Here is a 23,504-nt window from a genome sequence, read left to right on the forward strand (position 1 = left end):
TGACATGACCGAGCCGAGAGGGGGCATCTTTTTGTTAAAGAGCGGGGAACTGATCAGCGGTGCACGGAACTGCGGGAGTCGCTGGCGATCAAGGTGGCGCCGCAGGTGGTCTTCATACCATCTCAAGCCACGGGAATGCCGTTGACCGAGTAGGTGCTGCTGCCTTCGACAATCGGGAATGAGCCCTTGCATAAGGGGCACATCACCATGTGGCCTTTTCCGGCCATGGGTTTGCCGCTGAGGTTGGTGTGGGGGATGACCTCGATTACTGAACCACCGTGGTCGGTGGTGTTACCGAAGCGAATCATTTTCTTCATAATAGTCTGCTCATAATATCTTTTATATTGTTTTTTAAGGGGCTTTCTAGTTGTTTGTTTTTTGATAGTATGTTTAAGCCCAGAGCAATTCCTTCTTTTCCTTGGCTGGTTGAGTTTTTCGCGGCTCTATCAAAAGCATGAATTGCAGAGCTTGGCTCATATTGGCGTGCAATGATATCTGCAATAACCCAGCAAAAATCCAAGTTTTTATATTTGTGATAGTTGTTGATAATGGTGTCCAATAATTTGTTTTTTTGCGAAACGGAAAGTCTTTCAACGTCTGTCGAGAAGCGAAGCAGGAATGAGTCCATGCCAGTCCTCATAAAAAGTTCTTCGACCGTTAAGATTTCAAATATAAGGTCAAGACACTCATCGGGATAAAAGTCGTACCCAAGTGTCATCTCGTCGTAGGTTTTAGCAAGCTCTTTTAATGCCTTGCCTCCTTTGCTACCAGTTTTCTCATATAATGCCTGCCTTAGTGTTTTCATGTGCCCCTCTCTTTAGTTTATATAAGAATCAAAGTGTATCCAGTCAATCGGATGGCGCTATTATTTCGACCTGCAAGGGCATGTTATCTTTTTTTCTCCACCGCATTCTTCTTCATATTGCTTTTCTATATCTCTCAGAACTCTATCCTCTCTGTTGATCAGCTGCCTATGGCCTCGTCTAGTTTGATAAGCTTTTTCTCCAGGACCTATATACTCTGGTAGGCCTTGCTCATCAGACTCTAGTTCACTCCAGCGCTTGTCTAAGCTTTTACGAATGTTAATAATTTTAAGGTGTAAGCCTCGACAGTACGCACTATCGGGGCTATGTTTAGCCAGCCCCAGTGGATCAATCCACTCCACCGAATTCGGTGCATAGGCATACACATTCAAGTCACCAGCAAACCCAATCGGATCCTTGCCAATAAACCGCCCAACCTGCGGATCATAGTACCGATAGCGGTTGTAGTGCAGCCCGGTTTCCACATCGAAGTACTGGCCTTGAAAGCGCAACGGATTGCGGATGTCGGTACGTTTGGCAGTCTCGCTACGCTGCTCCTTCGCCAGTCCCCAGGCTTTGTAGACCCCGGCCCAGGCGATGTCACCTTGTTCGTCCGTCAACTCCATCGGTGTGCCGAGGTGGTCGCATTGGTACCAAGCCACAGCGCTAAAGGTCACCGGTTCTGGTTTGTGCTGCCAAACCGGATCACGGTCGATGTCGTAGGCGCCTTCGTACACCGGCTCGGGAAGCAGTTGGATGCTGCGTTGCTCCACCGCCTGCGCCACCGGCACAAAGCTGTCCGGTTCAAAAAAGTAGTGGGTGAGGTGTTCGCTTTTGTCGTTGTTACGGCTTTCAAAGGCCAGCAGATCACCGTCCCAGCCATAAATCGTGTAGCCGCAGCCGTATTGTTCGTCGAGCTTGGCGCGCTCCAGCTTGTTCCACATCGGCCCGGCTTCGCGGCGGTCGTGGTACTTGGCCTTGGACAGTTTGAACAGACGCCGTCCCAGTGCGTCGTAGGCAAAGCTGACGGTGAGTCTGTCGTCTGCGTAGCCAATCAGACGGTCGTATAGATCCCAGGTGAAGTGTGATTTTTTGCCGTTGTGCAGACGTTCCTTGAGGTTGCCGCGTTCGTCGTAGCTGTAGTGGGTGCCGACGTAGTCGCGCAGCAGGTTGTCGAGCAGTTTGGTTGGGCCGTATTGGTTGGGACGACGCGGTGCCTGCGGGTCTAGGAGGTTGCTGGCCGGGTCGAAGGCGAAGGTTTCTTCGCCGCTGATGGTTTGGGCTGCGAGCAGTCGACCGAGTGGATCGTAACGGTAACTGAGCGCGCCGCGTCGGGTGTCGTCGATGCGAGTCAGTTGGCCGGCTGCGTCGTGCCGGTAGTTGCGCACAACCAAGCGTTGAGGGTCGCCGCGTTTGCCCAATGCCTGTTCCAGCAACTGGCCGTTGGGTGTCCAGGCCTGCCGCTGCTGTAGACCGTTGCCTTGGTCGCGGGCGATTTCACGGTGCAGGTTGTCGCGCTGGTAGCTGAGCAGTTCGGTGTCGTCGACCTTCAACGCCAGCAGATGGCCGCTGCCATAGGTCAACCAACTGACACGATGGCCGTCTGGTCGTGTAGTAGCGATACGCTGGTTGAGGGCATCGTATTCGTGCTTCCAAATGGCGACATGCGGTTCCTGCAAATAGCGCAGGTACTGATGCTCGCGGGTGTTGTTGCCCGCACGGTCGTAGAACCATTGCAGTTTGCACGCGGCGTTCTCGGCCAGCAGCAGGTTGCCATTGCCGTCATAGGCGAAGGTCTCGGTCTGCCATTCCTTGCCTTTCCTGTGCCCGGCATTACGGGCGATCAAGCGACCGAGTAGATCGTACTCGAACGTAGTGACCCGGTCGCCAGCTATGCGACGGGTCGGCTGGTTGCTGCCGTGGTCGTAGAGGTAATCGGTGATCTGCTGGTCGAAGCTGGTTTCCTGGCGTAGACGTCCGGCGGGATCGTACTTGAAGCTGGCGGTGCTGTTGTTTTCGTTGCGTAACTCGGTCAGTTGACCGAGGCGATCCCAGCGGTAATCGAGGGTTGTGCCGTTGGCATCCAGGCGTTTCCGGATCAGCCCGGCTTCGTTGTAGTCCCAGGTGGTGCGTTGGCGCAGGGCGTCGGTATGGGTGAGCAGGCGACCTTCGGCGTCGCGTTCGAAGTGTTCTTCGGTCTTGTCGGGGTGGATCAGTCGTACCAGCTGCCCGGCGCGGTACTCGTAGCGGGTGACATGACCTTCGGCGTCGGTGAAGCGGCTGAGCTGGCCTAGCGCATCGTAATCCCACTGGCTGACCTTGCCTGAGCAGTCGGTGTAGCGGATCAGTTGGCCGTCAGGGTTATAGGCCAGTTGTTTGCTGCCGCCGTTGGCATCGGTGATGACCACGGGCAGGTTGTCGCTGTTGTAGCTGTATTGGGTTTTGTTCTCCAGCGGGTCGATGGTTTCGATGATGTTGCCGCGTTGATCGTAGTCGTACTTCCACAGGCCGCCTTCGGCATCGCGGGTTTTGAAGCGTTGATCCTGATCATCGTAGGCGTGATGAACACTGCTGCCGTCGGGGCGGAGGTGTTGGAGCAGGTTGCTCCGGTCATCGTAGACATAGTTGTCGGTACTACCGTCGGTGTGGATATGACGGACGACGTTCTTGGCATCGTCCCGGTAGAACCACTCTTCATTGCCGTCTGGATGGATGACACGGTAGGTGTAGCCGAGGATGTCGTAGTAGTACCAGGTCTCCTGGCCCAGCGCGTCGGTCACGTAGGTCAGGCGGATATTTTCATCCCACTCCAGGCGGGTGTCGTAGGTGCCGTCGTCGGCCCATTCGCGTATGGCCTTGGCGTCGGCACCTTCGCCTTGCCATTGCAGGTTGATACCGCGCCCGGTGCGGTCGGTATAACGGGTGATCAGGTGATGCTGATATTGGTAGTCCCACTGCGCGGCGTGTTCGTCGCGGGCGGCAATCAGGTCGCCGTGTTCGTCGTAGTCATAACCCGTCAGTTGGCGCTGAGGCAGGCCTTCGTGCATCAACCACAGAGCATTGATACGGCCGTGTTCGTCGAGGCGGGTCTGAATGTGCTGGTGCTGAGTGTCATCCTGATAGGTGAGCAGGTCTGAAAGCAGGGCCCGGCCTGCGTGTTGATGCTCATAGTGCAGGGCGATGCGTGCGCCCCCTCGTAAGGTAATGCCGCTGAGCAGGTAGCGATCACCTTGCTTTTGAAATGTCTCCTGGCTGTCGTGACCGCGTACGACCACCAACGTGTTGAGCGTGGTGCGAATCAGCAACACCCCTTCGATCGGGTCGTAGTGATGCTTGCTGATCTGGACATCAGGGTAACGCTGGCTGCGCCCGTCATAGCCGTTATAGCTCAGGCCGTTCTCATCTTGATCAATGCGAATCGAGAATGGCGTGATCCAACGTGCGCCAAGGCTTCCTTGATCAAATGCAGCAAGGCTGGAACGGTAGGTTCGCGTCCACTCGATTGGGAAGGGGCCGGGCAGCGAGAAATCGGTATGTTCCAGTGTTTCACTGCCGGTGGCGAAACTGATGCTGTGGCGAGTACCTACAGGGACGCTAGGCTTGCAGTTCTTACAACCATTTGGGTCATGGGCGGTTTTGCGTTGAGTTGATTGACTGACCAGTGGGCCTTGGCCTTGGGTCGCTTGAGCTCGATTGTTCTGGTGACTGGAGGCACTGGCTGTTTGAGTACCTCGACGTTTGCGGGCTGCCAATGCACTGACCAATGCCATGATCAGGTTGCCGATGCTGCCGATTTTTTTCGGGTCTCCTAGCCCCTGTACTTTTTGCGCCACCGCCAAGCCGATTCTGTCAGCGGCACTGGCGACGGTGAGCAGTTTCTGGCAAACGGCTTTGGACAGCAGCCTGTCGTCAATCATGAATTGGGCGGCAATGCCGACCACTGGGCCGAAGAAGAAAGAGCCGATCTTGGCCTTTTTTGCCAGCGCCTGCTGCCCTTGCTCGCTGGCAATACTCCTGAGCATACGGGCAAAGGCGGCGCAGGCTTTCCTGATTTCTGCGGCGATTTTGGTGAGCAGTTCACTGAGACGCGCTTGGATGGCGTTGGCAAAATCTTCCAGGGCGCCACGAGTTTTGTCGTTAAGGTTCTCCTCCAATGCACTGAGCATGGCCGTCGAAATGGCGGGCAAACCGTTGCGCCTGACCGTTAAAAGCGTGGTGCGCACCGCCAGCCGTGCAGGCCCGACACCGGGAAAGGAGATCAGGCCGACGACATTGACACCAAAGCTGACCCAGGTCAGGAAGTCGTTTTGATCACCGTCGATCAGTGTGAGCAGGTCACCAATCGCATCAATCGCGGCAAAGACGGTGCCGACACCTGGAATTACAGCGCCTGCGGTTTGTACGGCATTCCAGCCAATGGCATCGTTGGTGAGATTACGCAGCCACTTGTCGAGCTTTTCCTTGCCCGCATCAATGTCATTTTTTGATGTGGTATTGAGCGGGGCGGTGGCTGATTGAGGCGGGCGCGCAGTGGCTGCGGTCATTGTGTCTTCTCCGAGAGATTGCGTGGCAATCCGAGCCTCTCGGCGTTTTTCACGAGTGCCTGAGGTAACTGGGAGGCCAGCGCTGTCGCAGCGTTTGGCATTGGCACGGTCTTTTTCAGAAGGTCGGTAGCCAGGCTCGTTGGCGTTTGTTTGGTGGTGTTGAGCACCTTGTCCAGTAGGGCTTGCGCTTGTGTCGGCAGTGGTGGGGAGGCTTCAGTGGCGCTTGCTTCTATCTGCTCATGCGGACCGGGAAAGCCGGGATCGGTCCAGACATCGACCGGGTCTTTGCTGAAAAGCACTTTGGCCGGACCTGGCGCAACACCGGCTACCGCTGCAAATCCGTTCGCGTCCAGAGACCCTTTGAAAACCTTCCCCAAGGCATCCTCAACCTTGTATTCGCCTCCCTTGAAGGCGACTCCGTTGGCATACTGTTGGAGCAATTCCAAATTCCCTTTCCCCGCCTTCGGCTCCTCCGGAAACGCCCCCGCCTTACTCTTCGAAGAGTCGTAGATAAACTGCACGGCGTGCCCGGTGTACACCCCACCGGTAGCATGAGTAATCCCCCCGGCGTTGTAAGTGGTGCTACTCCCCGCCGCCTGAATCACAATCTCTTCCTTGGCACTCAACGTAATGCGCTCAGCCGTTACGGTGACCTTGAGCTTGGCCAACACGTTGATGTTGTCTTTCAGCGCCCGAATATCGATATCGCCGGAGGCCGCCACCAACCGCCAGCCCAGGCTCTGCACAAAGGTGCGCACCCCCCGGCTGGCGCTGATCAGCAGGCGCTTGCCGATGGCCAGGCTGGTGTGGCCGCCGCTGCTGAGGGCCAGGTGTTCGCCGCTGGCGATGTGGGTGGACTGCGGGGTGTTGCTGGCGATGCCGGCCGGGCTGTGCAGTACCAGGTGCGGTTCGGCCAGTTCCGGGTACTGGTTGGCGTTGGGGTTGCCGCCGGTGCCACGGATGGCACTGTGTTGGGCCTTGAGTGCGTCGGCGACTTCGTCTTGATCGCCGCTTTCCTGGGCCAGGTGGTCGCGGGCTTCGCTGGCGAAGGTGGCGTGGTGTTGGCGGGCGGTATCGAGTTGTTCGGCGGTCTCCGGCAGGTCGGTGTGGTGCTCTGCGGCACGGGGGCGCAGTTGGGTGGTGAGTAATAGGCCGGCGCCGGCGCGCAGTACACCGTGGGCGTCGGTGCGCAGTTCAAAGCCTTCGCCACGCGGCACGCCGCCCCCGGGGCGTGGGTGGGTGAGGTAGCCGAGGGTAAGGGCGCTGGCGGCGTGTTCGCTCATCAAACTGGCGCTGATCTGCCCGGTGGTGTCGTCCAGGCGCAGTTCATTGTGGCGCTCGCCGTGAAGCTCCTTGCTGCGGATGGGGCTGAGGGCCTTGAAGTCCGGCAGTTTGTACGGTGAACGGTTGATGGCGTGGTAGCTGCGGCCGATGATCATCGGCTGGTCGGGATCGCCTTGCACAAAGCCCACCAGCACTTCCTGACCGACCCGGGGCAGGGCGACGTGGCCCCAACCAGCACCGGCCCAGTTGTGGGTGACACGCACCCAGCAGGAGCTGCGGTCGTCGTCCTGGCCTTGGCGGTCCCAGGGGAATTGCACGCGCACGCGGCCGTGTTCGTCGCAGTAGATTTCTTCGCCGGGCGGGCCGACCACGGTGGCGATCTGCGGGCCTTCGATACAGGGTTTGGGGCGTGGTGGTGCTTGCCATTCGACGCTGTCGGGAATCAGTGTGGCGGTAAAACTGTAATGGGTGCCCACCTGGCTGCCGGCGGCTTCTTCTTCCATCGCGGTGTGCTGGCGGCCGACATGTTTGATGACGACGGCGCGCCAGCCGATGTTGAGGTCCTCACGCGGGTGACCGACCAAGTCAAACGCCAGCCCCGGCACCAGGCGCGCATCGTCGCCCGTGACTTCGGCGGTGCGCGCATCGCCGCGCAGGCCTTGCAGGCGGGTCTGGGTAAAAGGTTTACCGGCGTCGTCGTGCTTGTAGCGGCCGGGGTAGTCGTAGCGTTCGTAGTCGGGGCTTTGGTGCTCCAGCTGGCGTGCCTGCTCGTGTTGCTCCAGGTTGTAGCGCGGGTGGGTGAAGGTGTAGTCGCGCTGGGTTTGCTGGGCACTGCGCACCTGCTCGCGGTAGGTGAAGCTGTGCAGCGCCGGCTGCGCCTGATCGCCACCGGGGTTGGCCTCGTACACCAGCGGTTCGCCCTCGAGCATCCCGAAGCTGGCGATATGGTCGGCCTGAATCAGCTGATGCCCGCCCTCGCTGTGCTGGAAGATCGACAACAGGCCTTCTTCGGCGGCCAGGCGCTGGTAGAAGTCCCAGTCCAGGTCGCCGGCCTGTACGCAGTATTCGCGGGGCAGGTGGGTTTCGGTCAGGTGTTGGGTACAGGCGCCCCAGCGGCGTTCGGTGCACAGCTGTTCGAGAATCTGCGGCACGCTGCGTTGCTGGAAGATGCGCCAGTCCGATTGCAGGGTGGCGCGGGCCAGTTGTGGTTCGATCACGGCGCGATAGCGGGTGCGGCGAAAGCCGGTCTTGCCCTGTTCGAAACGGCTGATGAGGCCGTGTACATGGCGCACCGGTTGCTCGCCTTGCCAGATGGTCAGGGCGGCGGGTTGATCCAGCAGTTGCATGAAGTTGGCGTTGGCCGAAGTGCTGACCAAATCCACGATCAGGCAATACAGTTCGCCAATACCTTCGGTAAGTTCAAACGAGACCACATCGAAGTCGATACTGGCGGTAGAACTGAAGGCAAAGCGCACATCACGCAAGTTAGGCATGGCAACTCCTGCGGGCAATCCCTTTGGCAGGTTTCAGAGGCCTTGAACTTTAAAGAGGCGTTATCTGGCTGTCGCCTTCATGCTTTCCGTGTGTGTTGTGGGAAGTTTCTCTAAGTTGGGGTGGGGTGTTTTTTTCGAGGTGGCTACTTACGTTGTTAGTACGAGGGGCAACGAATGTGCGCACCGTCGTTAACGCAACAAGATGGCTTCCAGCGATTGCATGACTTGTTGAGTGGTGGTGTTCAAGCGGATGGCAAAGAACGTGTATGCCCCCAGGCAAACCACTCCGGCTGCTGCCCAGGGCGTCCACCACGGCCATTGCCGGTTCATCTGGTAGTGGCGCGGCGCGACGTTATCCAGTGGGCAGGTCAATTGCGCAGGTGCCGGCTCGTGCAGCGCGCCGATGACGCTCTGTAACCGGCTGATCAACTTTTGCAAGGCCTGGTCGCCTTGGGTCTGCACGCTGTACTGGCCCTTGAAGCCCAGGCATAGGCACAGGTACATGAACACCAGCACGTCGCGGTAGTGTTCCGGGGTTTCCTGCAGGCGCGTCAGCAGGGTGAAGAACGTTTCGCCGCCCCAGGTTTCCTGGTGGAAGGTGCTCAGCAGCGATTTGGCTTGCCACACCGACCCGCTGCCCCAAGGCGTGGCTAATACGGCCTCATCGACAAACACGCACAGCGCATAGGAGAACACCCGCAGTTCGGCCTCGCTGTAGTCGTGCTGGCGCAACTCCTCCAGCATGACCGTGATCTGGTTAGAGAGGTGCCCGTGCAGTTGTTCTCCCGCGCGGTACGCATCGGTTTTACGCAAACGAATCACCAACCCGAACAGCGGCATGGCGACATCCACCAGCGGGTTGAGGCTATGTCCGCGCAACTGGAACTCCAGCGGGTCGTGATGGCAGAACAGTTCATGGTCAGGCAGGTTTTCGCGGGCGTCGTCGTGCGTACTGGAGAAGGTAGTGGTAGGGGTGAGGGTTGGCATGCCGGTCTCCACGAATCAGATGATGGGTTGCTGGCCGGTACGCATCGGCCAAGTGAAGGCAGTGCGGTCGGCGGCGTTGATGATTTCCAGCTGATGGAAGGCGTTGGCGCTGGCGTACAGTGCCATGAAATGTGAGAGCACACTGCCAAACAGGTGCAGGTCGCCGGCGTTGCTGAAGGCGGCGGGGTCCATGGTCAGGGTGGTGCAGTTGCCGCGTACGGGTACTCCCGTGATCAACCAATCGACCGGGGCGGTGCTGACCTGGCGAATGCCCTCCAGGCGTCGTTGGGTGGCGCGGTGGTGCGGCAGGTCGTGAGCGGCGACGAAGTCATATACCTGTAACACCGCCTTGAGCGCTGCAGGCGAAGAAAGTGACAGGTTGTTCAGGGCCAGGTTGGAGATCAGCGCCCATTGGGTCTGGCCGTCAAGCATCGGCGGGTAGGCGCGTGTTGGTCGGGTGAGGTTGCGATAGGTGGCGAACGAAGGGGTGGTTTGGGTGATGAGGCTGAGTTCGCCCACCTGTAAGTGTCTAGGCAGGTCGCCGTTGCTGCAGGTCAGTTCGATGTTGAGCACTTCACGCGCGCCCAGGTATGGGCGCTGGTCGGCATGGATCAGGCGCAGGCTGTGTTTGGCGCGATCCTTGAGCAGCTCCGGTTCAATGGTGTGGCTGTAATAGCGCGCCGTGCGCTCGCCGGCCGGTTCCACCTGATGCTGCAACGATTCATACGGGGCGAAGTCGACGCGATAATTGTCCGCTGGGGTTTGCGGTTTGCGACGCCGAGCGCTGACCTGGTCGATGCTGAAAATCTCATAGGTATGGGCGTATGGGCCGCGCGGCTGCACTGATGCGTGCAATTCTTCTCCGTCCAGTTGGATTGGTTCGGCGGGGTGCTCAAACAGGTTGATGGCAGGGGTGCAGTACAGGCAGAGCGTGTCAGGGGTGATCTGGAGGGACGCCGGCAGCGGAGTGGAAAAGTGCAACTCCAGGCGAGTCCGCCCCGCCGTTGCCTGCGGCCAGAGGCGGCTTAGCCCGCTGACGCTGAAGCCGTGAAAGCGCTGGGGAAAGTAGAAATATTCCTGGAGCAGGCGATAGCCCTCCAGTTGATGGTCCAGGCCAGGTAACAGGGCCTCTTGGGGCGTGAATCCGGGAAAACCCAAAGCATCCGCGGGCAGGCCCATGCGCTGGTCGTCGAAACACAACACCATCTTGTTCAGGTGTTGGGCCAGCCATTGGTAGAGCGTCAGCGCGTTGAGCTCACTGCCACCAAGATGGAAATCCAGGCGGTTGCTGTTGATTTCACTCAGCGGCTGGTCCGACAAGGCCTGCAGCTCGATGCTCAACACCGACTTTTGCACGCTGTGGGAAACACTGACGCTGCTGATCTGCAATGGATAAAGGGTCACATCGGTACAGGTGCGAAAGGTGCAACTGACGCCGTCTACTGGCCGGGAAAACAGCTGCGTGCCCTTGGCAATCACCTGCGGGCCGCTGAGAGCCTGCCCCACCGGGTCAAAACGCACGTGGGTCATGCTCGGCAATGGGCGCAGGTAGTTGGGGTAAACCTGTTGCAGCAGCGGGTGAGTGAGCTGCGGTAGATCGTCTTCGATTTTCAGGGCCAGTTTGGCGGTCAGAAAGGCGAAGCCTTCCAGCAGGTGCGCGGCACCCGGGTCCGTTGCCTGGTCGCCCAGAAACGGCGCCAGCTGCGGATTATCTTCAGCGAACTCGCGTCCCAACTCGCGCAAGTAGCGAAGTTCTTCTGAAAAACGATCTTTTAGTGACATGGCGCGAGCCTGTTTAGTGGGTTTAAGTTGTATGGGTTAGTTGTAAGAAGGTTCTGTAGGAAAGTTGTGGGTTGATATTTTTTGGGTTGCAAGGCTGTTTGTAAATGGTTCTTTTGGTCGGCGTGTTTCGTCAAGGTAATTGCAGGGCTTAGGTGTAATATTTTGTTTCTCTAGAAAATAACATTGATTGCTAGTTATTTGCGCTGCTACTGTTTGTTTGAAGTTATGAACGAAACCCTTCAAGGCCAACATTGTTTTCCTCCATTAGGGTGGGGCCGTTTTTATCTTGGAAAAAGTTCAGGGGCGAACAGTCATGAATAAGAAGCTGGGCATGTTGGCACGTGGGTTTTCTGCCCTTCAGCGCCATGGGGCACTTGTCGCCATGGCCGCCGGGATGTTGGCGATTGCCGTGGTGCTGGGCTGGCTTTGGTGGCTAGCGCCGAACTGGACCTGGCGCGACACGCAACCGTTGGCGCCTTGGCCGTTGCGCTTGGCCATCAGCGTGGTTTTGGTGGTGTTGCCGCTGTTGGCCTGGACCTGGCAGGTGCATCGTCGTCAGCGCCGGTTGCAGCTGGAGCGCGAGCAGCAGGCACAGCGGGTGCAAGACCCTTGCCTGGTTCACCTGAAAGCCCAGGAGCGCTCACTGGAGAACAACCTGGCGAGGGTACGCGACAACCATCAAGGCCGCAGCCTGCACCAGATCCCCTGGTACCTGGTGCTGGGGGAAGAGAACGCCGGCAAGTCCAGTTTTATCAGCCGTTCCAGCCAGAGTTTCGCCCTGACCCGCACCGCGCGCAGTGGCACCGCGCAGACCACCTCGGATCCAGACCTTGCGTTCGACATCGACTGGTGGATCGGCGATGAGGCGGTGTTGATCGATCCGCCCGGCGAGTTCATCAGCCAGCCCGAGCGGCAACCGCAGCCGACGCCGGCTCCAGTCGCGCCCACTGAGAATGCGGTGGCGGACCCTGAAGCGGTCGCCGAGCCCGTGGTCGTTGACCAAGTCAAACAACCCACCGGTCTGCCCGCCGGCGCCGAGAAGCGCCTGTGGCACCATATGATCGATTGGCTGGCGCGCAGCCGCAGCCGTCGTCCGCTCAACGGCGTGGTGCTGTTGGTGGACATGGTCAGCCTCTTCGAGCGCCCGCCCAACGAGCGCCGCAATCTGGCCTATATGTTGCGCGCTCGCCTGAACGAACTAGGCCATGAACTGGGCACGCGCCTGCCGTTGTACGTGGTGCTGAGCAAGTTCGATTTGCTCGATGGCTTTGAAGAGTTGTTCGCCAAGCTTCCGGCGTCGGCGCGGGAAGAGGTGCAGGGGTTTACCTTCAGTCTCGAATCCGTCGAGGATTTTGATGCTTGGCTGAATGAGTTGACGATCGTCTATGACCGCTTCGTCGATGCGTTGAACAGGCAGGCCATGCGGGCCATGGGTGACCCCGGGCCAGCCGAAGTGCGTGAGCGGCTGTTCTGCCTGATGCGTCAGCTCAGCGGCTCACGGGAGATTTTGTTGCGCTTTCTTGGCGATGTGTTGGGCAGTGATCGCTACACCACGCCAGCCCTGGTGCGTGGTGTGTACCTGTCGTCGGTGTACCAGCGCGGCGTGGTGGCCAACCTGTTTGTCGAGGCCTCGGCACGGGCCTATGGTTTTCCCGCACCGGTCAGCTCGGCCAAGCCCCAGGGGCATTCGGTGGTGTACTTCGCCCAGCACCTGTTGCAGCGGGTGGTCTACCCGGAGGCCGGGTTGGCCGGGGACAACTTCAAGGTGGCACGGCGCAAGCGTCGCCTGCTGCTCAGCGGTTCGGTACTGGCCGGGATTTCCAGCGCATTGCTGGTGGGCGGCTGGTGGTACTACTACGGTATCAACCACGACAAGGCCGACCAGGTCCTGGCCCAAAGCCAGGCCTTCAGCAGCAAGGCCAGCGACCTGCAGGCAGACCCCACCGGGCTGAACTTGCTGGTGCCGCTGGATGAAATTCGTAAGGCGGTCACGGTGTATGGCGACTATAGAGCCACCTGGCCGCAATTGGCCGACATGGGCTTGTACCAGGGGCAGCTCATCGGGCCGATGGTCGATCAGGCCTACCTGAACTTGTTGTCCCGACGTTTCTTGCCCGCGATTGCCGAAGGCGCGGTCGAGGTCATCCGCCGCGCCGAACCGGGCAGCGACGAGCAACTTGCCGCGCTGCGCGTGTACCGCATGATCGAGGATCGCGATAATCGTCGCCCGAAGATCGTTGCGCAATGGATGGCCCAGCAATGGCAACAGGCTTATCCGGGGCAGGGCCAACGCCAGGCCGCCTTGATGCGTCATCTGACTTACGCGCTGTCCTATGCCGATGTCGAGCTGCCCGAACACCGCGAGCTCATCGCACAAACCCAACAGCAACTGCGCAAGCTGCCTATGGCGCAGCGGGTGTACATGACCCTGCGCCAGCAAACCCAGGAACGCCTGCATGGCGAACTGGATTTGCGCAATGAAATTGGCCCGGCCTTCGACGTGGTCTACCGTCCCCTGAACGAACGCCACAGCGGTGCGGCGCTGGACGAAAACCTGGCGCTGCCACCGCTGCTGACCGCACGGGGCTTTCGGGATTATTTCGAGCCCAACAGCCAGAACGTCACCGAGCTGGCATTGATTGATCAATGGGTGCTGGGCGAGCGCCGCAGCCTGGATTATTCCGAGGCTGACCGCAGGGTGCTGACCGAGCGACTGCGGGCCTTGTACAGCGCTGATTACGTCGACAGCTGGCGCCGCGCGTTGAACCAGTTCGCCGTGACCGACTTCACCGATCTGGCCCAAACCCTGGAAGTGCTGGGGCAAGTCACCGGCCCGGCCGCGCCGCTGCGTCGTCTGTTGGAAACCGTGCGTGACAACACGCTGATCTATCCACCACCCACCGGCAAGGACGAGGCAGCGCCCGGCGATGAGGCGGGTCGCACTCAGGCGCTCGGCATCCACCGCGCGTTCGCAGGCCTGTCCGGGTTGCTCAATGCCGAGCAGGACAAGCCCTCCTACTACGAAGAAACCCTGCGCGCGATCAGTGGCGTCTACGACTATGTTAAAGGTGTGCAGGATCAGCCGAACCCTGGCAAGGCGGCACTGGGCGTGGTGCTTACCCGGTTTTCCAAGTCCGATCCTGACCCGATCCGCAACTTGCAACGCATCGCTTCGGGTCTACCCGAGCCACTGAACCGACACGTTAACCAATTGGCTGTACAGAGCTCTCAGATGCTGAACATTATCGCGTTGCGCGAGTTGGACAAACGTTGGGACAGTGAGATTTACAGCTTTTACCGTGACCGCCTGGCTGGACGCTATCCGTTCAAGGCCAGTGGCGAGGATGCCTCGCTGCAGGACTTCGTCGCTTTCTTCGGACCAAAAGGGCGTCTGCAACAGTTTCAGGACCAGTATCTGAACGTATTCCTCAAGGACAATCTGGACAGCCTGTCCACTGGAGACCAGGGCGGCCACTGGATGCGCCAAGAGGTATTGGAGCAACTTGAAAAGGCTGAGCGCATCCGCGAAACCTTCTTCAACCCAGACGGCCAATTGGCCGTGCAACTAACCATCGAGCCGCTGGCCTTGAGTGCGACCCGCCTGAGCAGCATGTTCAGCGTCGATGGCCAGTTGATCCCTTATCAGCATGGTGCGCCGCAACGCACGGGGCTGGTGTGGCCGAACACCCTGGGCAATACCAATGGTAGCCAACTGACCCTCGTACACAGCACCGGCAACACCGCCAGTTTGAGTTATCGCGGACCGTGGTCACTGTTTCGGCTGCTTAGCCGCGGGCACCTCAATGGAAGAACCGACACCAGCGTAGACCTGACCTTTGCCGTTGCCGATGGATTGATGCGTTATCGCATTGGTGCGGAAAAAGCCAACAACCCCATTACCCAGCGAAGTTTTGAAGGGTTTGCTTTACCGAGGACTTTGCTGGAAGAGCGGCGGCAAGCATCATCCAAGGATGAGGTCACCCTGTTGTAGAACTGTCATTTATCCCGCCAGCGCACCGCCCCCATTCAAAGCGTCGATGTAATTTCCTGCCGTGGCATAAAAAACCGCGCAAACAGCTCCGACTGAGATTTGATATTCAGCTTGCTGTAGATATTACGGCGGTGAACCTTGATGGTTTCCGTCGACAGCGACAACTTGCCCGCGATCTCTTTGTTGGAGAACCCACTGAGCAGTAACTTGAGCACGTCTTTTTCACGCGTCGTTACGTGTGTTTCCAACTGAGTAAGTGCCTCGGCCCATGGGGCCGGCTCGGCGAGGTTTTTTGCCGGGTCAGTTTCAAAGCCCATGCGTTGATGCATCAGTGCCGTTACCCACGGCTTGATCATGTCCAATACCGTTATCTGCGCCTGGGTGAATCGCAGGTTGCTGCCAAACGACATACACAGCGTTGTGCCGGCATCGAGCCGTACGTTGTATTGCGCCTCATCGACCGAGATGTATTGCGCGAAATATTGTTGGTAGTACTCGGTTTCCCGGAAGTGTTCCGGCGCAATATCGAGCAGATGGAAGAACCCGCTCTGCGGGTTTTCTCGGTCAGCGATATAGAACGGGTCCAGCAGATACAGGCCTTTCACATAGCGATGAATAAAGGCGTCGATTTCTTCGCTGTCTGCCACCTCTGGCAGGCTGATCACACGCACTGCGTGGTCGCCGAAAACCAGCACCACCCAATTGTCTATCTGCACATATTCATTCAGTACGCGAATCAACGAACTCCAGAACTCCGGGCGGTTGAGCTGCATGATCAGTTTTCCAACCGATCGGTGCCAAGCCAGGCTATGAAGGTCAAGCGACATGTTCTACCCCTTTAGGGTTAGGGCTTTGCAGGCCAGAGCTAAGTACTTGTAGGTATTTACTATTCGTCGAGGCTCGGTATATTCACCCCGAGCTTACGATAGCCATGAAGGCGCGTCGTGTGGACAAGGATAGTCATATGAGTCGAGCACACTTGCGAGCTATTTTTTTAGCGTCGCTTATGGGCGCTGCAATCAGCACGCCCGCAGCCGCCGCTGAAAATTCGGTGTATCTGTATAACTGGTTCGGGTTTCTTGAACCGCAGACGCCCAAGCAGTTCCAGCAGGAGACCGGCATCAGGCTGCATATGGATGCGTTCGACAGCGCCGAAACCATGCAGAGCAAGGTCATGGCTGGGCGCACCGGTTATGACCTGGTGGTAGCCACCTCCAATGTATTGCCCGGCTTGATCAAGGCTGGGGTGCTGCAACCATTGGATCGCGCGCAGTTGAGTAATCTGTCGCATATCGACCCTGACATCCTGTCCCTGCTGGCGGTCAATGACCCTGGTAATCGGTACGCCGTGCCGTATGTCTGGGGCACCACCGGCATTGGCTACGACGTGGATAAAGTCAAGGCGGCACTGGGTGATGACGCCCCGGTGGACAGCTGGGACCTGATCTTCAAAGAAGAAAACATCAGCAAGCTCAAGTCCTGTGGCGTGGCCATGCTTGACTCTCCCAGCGAGATCATTTCCATTGCCTTGCACTACCTGGGGCTGCCCAGCAATAGCACCGATCCCGAGGATTACCAGAAGGCCCAGGCGCTACTGTTGAAAATCCGTCCCTATGTGCTCTATTTCGACTCGTCCAGAATCGACACCGACTTGGCAGACGGCAATATTTGTGCAGTCGTCGGCTGGGCCAATGGTGCCCTGGCGGCGCAGGCGATTAATGAAAAGTCCAACAGCGGCCGCAAGATTGCCTACAGCCTGCCACGGGAAGGGGCGTTGGTCTGGTCTGAAAACTGGGTGTTGCTCAAGGATGCTCGCCACCCAAAGGCCGCTCTGGAATTCATCAACTACATGCTGCGGCCACAGGTGATAGCCAAGACGTCCAACTACATGCTTTATCCCAACGCCAACAAAGATGCCACTGAGTTTGTCGAGCAAAAATTGCGGGATAACCCTTGGATCTATCCCGATAAAAAGACCATGGCGACATTGGTTCCGCTTGAGCCCTTGCCGCTGAAGGCCGAGCGTATTCGCACGCGGGTCTGGACCAAGGTCAAGAGCGGTACGTGACGGGGATGGGGCCGGGGAGGGAGATAGCATGCGCCAGGGCGGTGATCAGCGCTATTTAGAGTCAGACGACTACAAGGCCTACAAAGAGATTGAAGAGCAGATCGGCCTCTGTACGCCAGAGCAGGCCTGGGCCATGTACTACGTTTCGACGGGCATGGTGCGGGAAAACATTACCCTGGCGGTGATGGAGCACATTGGCCGGGGCAATCGTGCCTTGTTGCTTGAGTTTCCCGACTTGGTGCGAGTTGCAGGGCGTGACGCTGAGCCGGGTGCGCTCGCCTCCAACTGGCCTTTGCTGCGCACGCGTCGTCGATAACTCTGCTGGATGCACCTCTCGAGGGACGATACGCAACATCGATGCGAAGCTGAACCCGTGACGGACTGACAGCCGACGCCTATCTCCCTGACACCCCGCAATCAAACTGTGTGCGGGCTTGCTCGCGAAGGCGGCCTGACAGTCAACACACTTGGACCGGGTACATATCCGTTATTTAGGTAACGGCCACTTAGGGTTCCGCCCTGACGGCGGCTCACTTTTGAACAGCGCAAAAGTAAGCAAAACGCTCTTGCCCCACCACTCGGCACCTCGCTTGGGCTCGGTGTGCCCGAACGCAGGCTTGAATCCGTGGGCCGCCGCCACGCGCCATCCATGGCGCGGGGCGGCTAACCCGGCGTCCTGCCGGGTTACCCACGAATTCAAGCCTGCGTTCGGCCAGCGTGGTTTAACGGGGCGCCTAAGATCAAAAGCAGATCAAGAGCGGCTCGCTTCGCATCGTGGTTACCGTCGGGTACTTCGGCTTATAGAGTTGTATCGATACTTATCCCTATGGGGAGGTGCAGCTCAGTTGTAGGTTATTATTGTGAGGCTTGTAGGGAAAGTCTGCATTTTTTGTAGGGTCGATGCCTTTTCGCCCTGTGTTCTCTACTCTGGCCACCCATTCTCCCTGCCCACTTTCAGAGAACTGACCGGATGCTTCAACTCGATTTTTATTCAACCCTCGTTGCCGCTTCATTGGTGCTATTGCTGGGACGCGGGCTTGTGGCCCGTATCGGCTTTTTGCGTACTTACAATATTCCGGAACCGGTAGCCGGTGGCCTGTTGGTCGCCATGCTGCTCCTGGCGTTGCGCGGGTTTGCCGATATCGAAGTACGCTTCGATCCTTCATTGCAAACCCCGTTGATGTTGGCGTTCTTTGCCACTATCGGTTTGAACGCCGATTTTGCCAGCCTGAAGAAAGGCGGGCGGATCCTGGCGGTGTTTCTGCTGGTGGTAACGGGTTTGCTGGTGGTGCAAAACGCGATGGGTATCGCGCTGGCGTCGGCGCTCGGGCTTGACCCATTGATGGGCCTGCTGGCGGGTTCGGTGACCTTGTCCGGTGGGCATGGCACCGGTGCGGCCTGGGGCGCGGTGTTCAGTGAGCAGTATGGCGTGGCGTCTGCGTCTGAATTGGCGATTGCTTCGGCGACCTTTGGCCTGGTGCTTGGCGGCCTGATCGGCGGGCCTGTGGCGCGTTTTCTGATCAAGCGGGTCGAGGTGCCAGGTATTGGGCAACCACAGTCGAGCCTGGCCAAGGGCTTTGAACAACCGAACGAAGAGCGCCTGATCACCGCGTTTTCGTTTATCGAGACCCTGGCACTGGTGGCGATCAGCTTGCAGGGCGGCAACTTGTTGAATGCCGCCATCCAAGGCACCGCTTTCGAATTGCCGACGTTCGTGTGTGTACTGTTCGTGGGTGTGGTGCTGCGCAATGGGCTGTCGATGCTCGGCTGGCATCAGGTGTTCGAGCGCGAAGTCTCGGTGCTGGGCAATGTCAGTTTGTCGTTGTTCCTGGCCATGGCGCTGATGTCACTCAAGCTCTGGGACTTGGCGGCACTGGCCTTGCCGATTGTCATTCTGCTGGCCGCACAGGCATTGCTGATGGCGTTGTTCGCGATTTTCGTGACGTTCCGGGTGATGGGCCGCAACTACGATGCGGCGGTGCTGGCGGCGGGCCATTGCGGCTTCGGGCTTGGCGCAACGCCCACGGCGATTGCGAATATGCAGGCCGTGACGCAGCGCTTCGGGCCGTCGCAGATCGCGTTTCTGGTGGTGCCGATGGTGGGCGCGTTCTTCATCGATATCGCTAACGCCGTGGTGATCAAGTTGTACCTGGCGCTGCCGTTCCTGGGCACTGCTGGCTGATATTGCACACTTCCTCGTCACGGGCCTGATGGCGCACGCTAGTGTTGCCGCCATAGCCCGTGACGCAGTCCCGCTGGGATATAACGTGCTGCTCGCCGTCGATGTATCGGCAGCTCGCGCCGTTACCCGGACGTTGATTCGAACCTGACTCTTCGCACCTTAATCAGTGCGCCAAACATCTTTCCAATACGCTGCTGGGCTGGGCGCCATCTCCATTCTTGGGACATTTCATACAACAACTAAGGCGTTTATATCGGTTGTTTGTTTCGACGCTGACACAAGATGAGCTGCCGCACTCGGCTCATGGAAACGTAAGCACACCGGCGTCGGATTGCCCCTTGAATGAAGTGTGTTGTTTTGTATTCAAACCGTATTGGAATAATAAAATGCAAATATCCAAATCTGTTCCCGTGTTACTACTGGCTACTTCTGCCATGTATATGTCGCAGGCGATTGCTGCGCCGGCCGACGAGGAGGGGTACTACGGGGTTGCTCGTGTGATCAGCGCCGAGCGCAAAGCCCGCAATATGGATGCCAGTGCCCGTCCCGGCATTGGTTCGTTCGTGTCCGGCGACGACAGCCAGAAGGATATGACCGGGTCCATCGGAGTCGGCTATCGCTTCGGTAATGGCTGGCGCGTGGAGGGCGAATTGACCCTCCCGCAAAGCGACACATTCACCAGTGGTTCGACTGCTTTCCCTGCCAGTCTCAATCAGCATCACATCGACTCCAGGCGCGTGATGCTCAACGCCTATCGCGACTTGCGTATCACCGAGAAGTTAGCGATCTATGGTTCGGCCGGGTTGGGTCTTGCCCGCCTTGAGTCGAAAGGGTGGCAGGGCAATGAGTCTCGCCGGTATGGGGCCTCGACCCAGACCAATCTGGCGTGGTCGGTCGGTGCGGGCGTCGCCTACGACGTTACCGATCGCCTGGCCCTGGACCTCGGCTATCGCTACGTTGATATGGGCGATACCGAAAGTGGCTGGAACAACTTTGCCAATGCCCGCGGCCTGCAAGATGAAAAAATGAAGGCCAACCTGATCTCCAGCGAGTTCTCGTTAGGCATGCGCTGGGCGTTCTAACAAGCGCTCTCGCCGCAGGCTTTGGCCAGGCGTAAAGTGGCCTCGCGGATCTCGTCCTGATTGAGCGACGCGAAGCCCAGCCGCAGGGCATTCTGCGGTTGGTCCTGCGGCGAAAACTGGCGGCCGCTGCGCACCACCAAACCGTGGCCTACCGCGGCTGCTACCATCCGATCAACGTTTATTCCCTCCTCGAAACGCACCCACAGTGCCAAGCCGCCTTCGGGCTCGCGCAGCTGGATACGCTCACCCAAGGCTTCATGTAGACAGTTTTGCAACGTCTCTCGCCGGGCCCGATATTCTTTAGTTACACGGCGCAGGTGCTTCTTCAGCTCACCGTCATTGATCAAGTCGGCCAGCATCGTCTGCGCGACAGCGTCGGCATCGCCCAGCATTAGCGCCGTGTTGCGGTGCAGCACTTCAATCACCTGGGTAGGGGCCACCACATAACTGCAGCGAAACGTCGACCCCAGCGTCTTGGATAGCGAGCCTATGTAAATCACATGGCGCTGGGTACGGTCACTGGCCAGCGGCAGGTAAGGGCGGCCATTGAAGTGAAACTCATGGTCGTAGTCCTCTTCGATAATGCAGAAGTCATGCTGCGCGGCCAACGTCAGCAAGTGTTGCCGGCGTGCGGCATGCAAGCTCACGGTGGTGGGGAATTGGTGATGGGGCGTGAGGTAGATCATGCGCACGCTGTGCTCGCGGCATAAGCGCTCGACCTGGTCGGTGCGGCAACCTTCATCGTCGATATCGACCGTGACCAACTGTGCGCCGAGCTTGCGGAAAATCTCCCATGCCGGTGGGTAGCTCAGGCGTTCCACCAGTACGACGTCGCCGGGCTTGAGCAGCAGGCTGGCGCTCAGGTACAGGGACATCTGGGTGCCCTGGGTCAGGCAGATATTTTCGGCAGTGACCGTCAGCCCACGGTTGTTGCGCAGCATCTCGGCCAAGGCGCAGCGCAGGTGATAGCCGGTGCCTTCGCTGCCGTAGCGCACGGTATTGGAGGCGAAACTGTTGCGCAGTGCGTGGCGATAGTAACGGTGCAAAACGGCCTGGGGCAGCAGGCGGTGGTCGCTGGTGCCGTTGTCGAAAAACAACGCGTGGTGGCGATGCTCAAGCGCGACTACCTGCGCGTTGTGGGTGAAATACGGCACCAGTGGTTGGTCCAGCAACTGCGGCGCGAAGGACGGTTGCGTAACGCTGGGCAGTTGCTTGGGGGCCAGCTGCGCATTGACGAAGGTGCCACGGCGCGGCTCGCTGATCAGCCAGCCCTTGGTCATGGCTTCTTCGTAGGCCAGGATCACCGTCTTGCGGTTGACGTCGAGTAGCTGTGCCATTTCCCGCGTGCCTGGCAGCAACGTTCCGGGCGGCAGGCGACCCTCAAGGATGGCATTGACCAAGCCTTCGGCAATCTTGCGGTAGGACGCCTGGCTTGTGCCTTCTTCAAGCCGCAGCAAGGGGCGCCATTTGCGCATCTGGACCATCTGAAGTATCCAAATCTGGAGGTTTTAATGGGCCTAGTCTAGCGCAACAATCAGGCCTCACTTAGCCCGAGGTTGTTATGAATACACGTCATGTCATCGAACTGTCGCCCTCGGGGAAAACCTTTGAGGCGGGCGACGAACTGTTGCTCGACGCCATGCTCGCCAGTGGCCTGGCGGTGCCGTTCTCCTGTCGGCGTGGTGCCTGCGGTTCGTGCAAGGTGGTGGTGGCCGGAGGTGAGTACCGGGCCAAGCGCCTGGCGCCGGGTGCGCCGGCACCTTCTTATCCTCTGGCAGCCAATGAAATGTTGTTATGCCAGAGCCACGCCTGTGGCGACATGCGCCTGCATATTCCCGGCTGGTCGCTGGATACGCCCGCGCTGGTAGTGGCGGCGCAAGTGCACAGCAAGCGTGCGCTCGGCCCGGATGCGATCGAGTTGGTATTGATGCCCGACACGCCCGTAAGGGTGCGGGCCGGCCAATACCTCAAGTTCCGGCTGGCGGACGGTGACACGCGCTGCTTCTCGATTGCCAACCTGCCCGCCGAGGACGATGGGCGATTGGTCTTCCAGATTCGCCGGGTGAGTGGCGGATACTTTTCCGAGGGTATCCTGGGTGGTCTCGCCGTGGGTGCGCGTCTGCACGTGGAAGGGCCGTTTGGTGCCTGTACCTGGCAGGACGATGATGCGGCGCCCGTGCTGTTATTCGCCACGGGTACTGGTTATGCAGGCATCAAGCCTATCCTGCTGACCGCGCTCAAGCGCGATGTCGACGTGACGTTGTATTGGGGCGGCGCGCAATCGGCGGATTTTTATGACAGCGCCGTCCTCGACGACTTGATGGTTGAGTATCCGCGTTTTCGCTGGCATCCCGTGCGGTCCTCCGAGGGCAGGGTGCAAGAGGTCGCATTGAGTCATGGGCATCAGTGGGAGCAGGCTCAGGTCTATGCGTGTGGCAACGGTGCAATGCTCGGCCAGGTGCGCGCCCATTGCCTTGAAGCGGGGTTGCCGAGCCACCGGTTTATCGCGGAGGCGTTTGTCGCCAGTGGTCGGTCAAGTGCTGGAGCAGTCTCCCTGTCGTTTGACCCGGTCTGGGAGAAGGTCGGCCCGCGTTATTCCTTGGACGGCATGCTGGCTGCGCGGGAAAAATCCATACGTGCCCTGGCGGCGATTGCCAGCCAGTTGAAAGTCGGCATGACGACCGGTGAGGCCCTGGAGATGGCAGCGAGGCAGCTGCAGGCCATGGGCGCTTCGCACACCTGGCATCCGACCTACATTCGTTTTGGCGCTGATACTGTTCGCCCACCGCGCGAGGGCATTGATCGTCAGCGCAGGCTGCGGGCTGATGACATTGCCGTGGTCGATCTTGGCCCGGTGTGGGATGGCTACGAAGGGGACTATGGCGATACGTTTGTGTTTGGCGATGCGCCTTTGCATCAGGCCTGTACAACGGCCTTGCATGAAGTCTTCGATGAAACGCGCCAAGCGTGGCTGCGTGGCCTGACCGGGCGTGAGCTCTACGACTTTGCCGAGCAGAGCGCTGCGTCAAAGGGCTGGAGGCTGGCACGCAACCTGGCAGGGCACCGCCTTGCGGATTTCCCCCATGCATTGTTCGAAAGCAAGGAGTTGGCTGACCTGGAGATCCCACCGAGTGAAATGGCCTGGGTATTGGAGATCCAGCTGTGCCATCCCACTGAGCCGGTGGGTGGGTTTTTTGAGGATATGCTGATGCTGCAAGGCTGAATTGCGCATACACCGCCGATCCCCTGTGGGAGCTGTCGAGCTTTAGCGAGGCTGCGAAAGCGGTG

Annotated in this window: 13 protein-coding genes and 1 pseudogene; 6 read left to right on the top strand and 8 right to left on the bottom strand. The window is 58.9% G+C overall.

What is annotated here, in order from left to right; genetic code table 11:
- Positions 1 to 125 precede the first annotated feature (125 nt).
- From HU731_RS25180 to tssF, 6 genes and pseudogenes are all read right to left on the bottom strand, one after another.
- Positions 126 to 317, bottom strand: a pseudogene (locus HU731_RS25180) (PAAR domain-containing protein); the annotation flags it as partial.
- Positions 314 to 805, bottom strand: coding sequence for a hypothetical protein (locus HU731_RS25185; protein WP_186608377.1), 492 nt, complete (start codon positions 803 to 805; stop codon positions 314 to 316). The gene HU731_RS25185 and the pseudogene HU731_RS25180, both read right to left, overlap by 4 nt.
- A 60-nt stretch (positions 806 to 865) precedes the next feature.
- Positions 866 to 5,347 (bottom strand): RHS repeat-associated core domain-containing protein, encoded by a 4,482-nt coding sequence (locus tag HU731_RS25190; protein ID WP_186608378.1) that lies wholly within the window; start codon positions 5,345 to 5,347, stop codon positions 866 to 868.
- Positions 5,344 to 8,124, bottom strand: a complete 2,781-nt coding sequence (locus tag HU731_RS25195) for a type VI secretion system Vgr family protein (RefSeq protein ID WP_186608379.1) — start codon at positions 8,122 to 8,124, stop codon at positions 5,344 to 5,346. The genes HU731_RS25190 and HU731_RS25195 overlap by 4 nt, the downstream gene beginning before the upstream one ends.
- Positions 8,125 to 8,313: 189 nt before the next feature.
- A complete protein-coding gene (icmH, locus tag HU731_RS25200) occupies positions 8,314 to 9,111 on the bottom strand; it encodes a type IVB secretion system protein IcmH/DotU (RefSeq protein WP_186608380.1) in 798 nt (265 codons plus the stop codon).
- 15 nt (positions 9,112 to 9,126) lie between these two features.
- Positions 9,127 to 10,893 carry a type VI secretion system baseplate subunit TssF gene (tssF, locus tag HU731_RS25205; RefSeq protein ID WP_186608381.1) on the bottom strand — a complete coding sequence of 589 codons (1,767 nt, stop codon included), beginning with the start codon at positions 10,891 to 10,893 and terminating at the stop codon, positions 9,127 to 9,129.
- A 313-nt stretch (positions 10,894 to 11,206) separates the two neighbouring features.
- Here tssF and tssM point away from each other — a divergent pair, with 313 nt between their 5' ends.
- Complete coding sequence (gene tssM / locus HU731_RS25210; protein ID WP_186608382.1) at positions 11,207 to 14,884, top strand: type VI secretion system membrane subunit TssM; 3,678 nt, start codon at positions 11,207 to 11,209, stop codon at positions 14,882 to 14,884.
- A 35-nt stretch (positions 14,885 to 14,919) separates the two neighbouring features.
- Here tssM and HU731_RS25215 read toward each other — a convergent pair whose 3' ends face one another.
- Positions 14,920 to 15,711: a helix-turn-helix transcriptional regulator gene (locus HU731_RS25215; protein WP_186608383.1), complete on the bottom strand. Its 792-nt coding sequence runs from the start codon at positions 15,709 to 15,711 to the stop codon at positions 14,920 to 14,922.
- A 137-nt stretch (positions 15,712 to 15,848) separates the two neighbouring features.
- Here HU731_RS25215 and HU731_RS25220 point away from each other — a divergent pair, with 137 nt between their 5' ends.
- From HU731_RS25220 to HU731_RS25240, 4 genes are all read left to right on the top strand, one after another.
- Positions 15,849 to 16,952 carry a polyamine ABC transporter substrate-binding protein gene (locus HU731_RS25220; RefSeq protein ID WP_186608384.1) on the top strand — a complete coding sequence of 368 codons (1,104 nt, stop codon included), beginning with the start codon at positions 15,849 to 15,851 and terminating at the stop codon, positions 16,950 to 16,952.
- Between the two features lie 28 nt (positions 16,953 to 16,980).
- Positions 16,981 to 17,268 (top strand): hypothetical protein, encoded by a 288-nt coding sequence (locus HU731_RS25225; RefSeq protein ID WP_225931528.1) that lies wholly within the window; start codon positions 16,981 to 16,983, stop codon positions 17,266 to 17,268.
- Positions 17,269 to 17,922: 654 nt separating this feature from the next.
- Positions 17,923 to 19,134, top strand: a complete 1,212-nt coding sequence (gltS, locus tag HU731_RS25230) for a sodium/glutamate symporter (RefSeq protein WP_003190086.1) — start codon at positions 17,923 to 17,925, stop codon at positions 19,132 to 19,134.
- Between the two features lie 386 nt (positions 19,135 to 19,520).
- Positions 19,521 to 20,216: an outer membrane protein gene (locus tag HU731_RS25240; RefSeq protein WP_186608386.1), complete on the top strand. Its 696-nt coding sequence runs from the start codon at positions 19,521 to 19,523 to the stop codon at positions 20,214 to 20,216.
- Here HU731_RS25240 and pdxR read toward each other — a convergent pair.
- Positions 20,213 to 21,700 carry a MocR-like pyridoxine biosynthesis transcription factor PdxR gene (pdxR, locus tag HU731_RS25245; protein ID WP_186608387.1) on the bottom strand — a complete coding sequence of 496 codons (1,488 nt, stop codon included), beginning with the start codon at positions 21,698 to 21,700 and terminating at the stop codon, positions 20,213 to 20,215. The two genes, HU731_RS25240 and pdxR, sit on opposite strands and share 4 nt — an antisense overlap.
- Positions 21,701 to 21,777: 77 nt before the next feature.
- Between pdxR and HU731_RS25250 the strand changes: the two genes are divergently transcribed.
- The gene (locus HU731_RS25250) at positions 21,778 to 23,439 is read left to right on the top strand and encodes a M24 family metallopeptidase (protein WP_186608388.1); all 1,662 of its coding nucleotides are present in this window, start codon (positions 21,778 to 21,780) and stop codon (positions 23,437 to 23,439) included.
- Positions 23,440 to 23,504: the final 65 nt, after the last annotated feature.

Origin of the sequence: Pseudomonas salmasensis (assembly GCF_014268375.2) — a bacterium.
In the GTDB taxonomy this organism is placed as follows: domain Bacteria; phylum Pseudomonadota; class Gammaproteobacteria; order Pseudomonadales; family Pseudomonadaceae; genus Aquipseudomonas; species Aquipseudomonas salmasensis.

Excerpts from the sequence above, each read along its gene's own strand:
- HU731_RS25215 (WP_186608383.1), bottom strand. The coding sequence starts at position 15,711 with ATGTCGCTTGACCTTCATAGCCTGGCTTGGCACCGATCGGTTGGAAAA.
- HU731_RS25185 (WP_186608377.1), bottom strand. The coding sequence starts at position 805 with ATGAAAACACTAAGGCAGGCATTATATGAGAAAACTGGTAGCAAAGGA.
- HU731_RS25220 (WP_186608384.1), top strand. The coding sequence starts at position 15,849 with ATGAGTCGAGCACACTTGCGAGCTATTTTTTTAGCGTCGCTTATGGGC.
- gltS (WP_003190086.1), top strand. The coding sequence starts at position 17,923 with ATGCTTCAACTCGATTTTTATTCAACCCTCGTTGCCGCTTCATTGGTG.
- HU731_RS25190 (WP_186608378.1), bottom strand. The coding sequence starts at position 5,347 with ATGACCGCAGCCACTGCGCGCCCGCCTCAATCAGCCACCGCCCCGCTC.
- pdxR (WP_186608387.1), bottom strand. The coding sequence starts at position 21,700 with ATGGTCCAGATGCGCAAATGGCGCCCCTTGCTGCGGCTTGAAGAAGGC.
- HU731_RS25225 (WP_225931528.1), top strand. The coding sequence starts at position 16,981 with ATGCGCCAGGGCGGTGATCAGCGCTATTTAGAGTCAGACGACTACAAG.
- tssM (WP_186608382.1), top strand. The coding sequence starts at position 11,207 with ATGAATAAGAAGCTGGGCATGTTGGCACGTGGGTTTTCTGCCCTTCAG.
- HU731_RS25240 (WP_186608386.1), top strand. The coding sequence starts at position 19,521 with ATGCAAATATCCAAATCTGTTCCCGTGTTACTACTGGCTACTTCTGCC.
- HU731_RS25250 (WP_186608388.1), top strand. The coding sequence starts at position 21,778 with ATGAATACACGTCATGTCATCGAACTGTCGCCCTCGGGGAAAACCTTT.
- icmH (WP_186608380.1), bottom strand. The coding sequence starts at position 9,111 with ATGCCAACCCTCACCCCTACCACTACCTTCTCCAGTACGCACGACGAC.
- HU731_RS25195 (WP_186608379.1), bottom strand. The coding sequence starts at position 8,124 with ATGCCTAACTTGCGTGATGTGCGCTTTGCCTTCAGTTCTACCGCCAGT.
- tssF (WP_186608381.1), bottom strand. The coding sequence starts at position 10,893 with ATGTCACTAAAAGATCGTTTTTCAGAAGAACTTCGCTACTTGCGCGAG.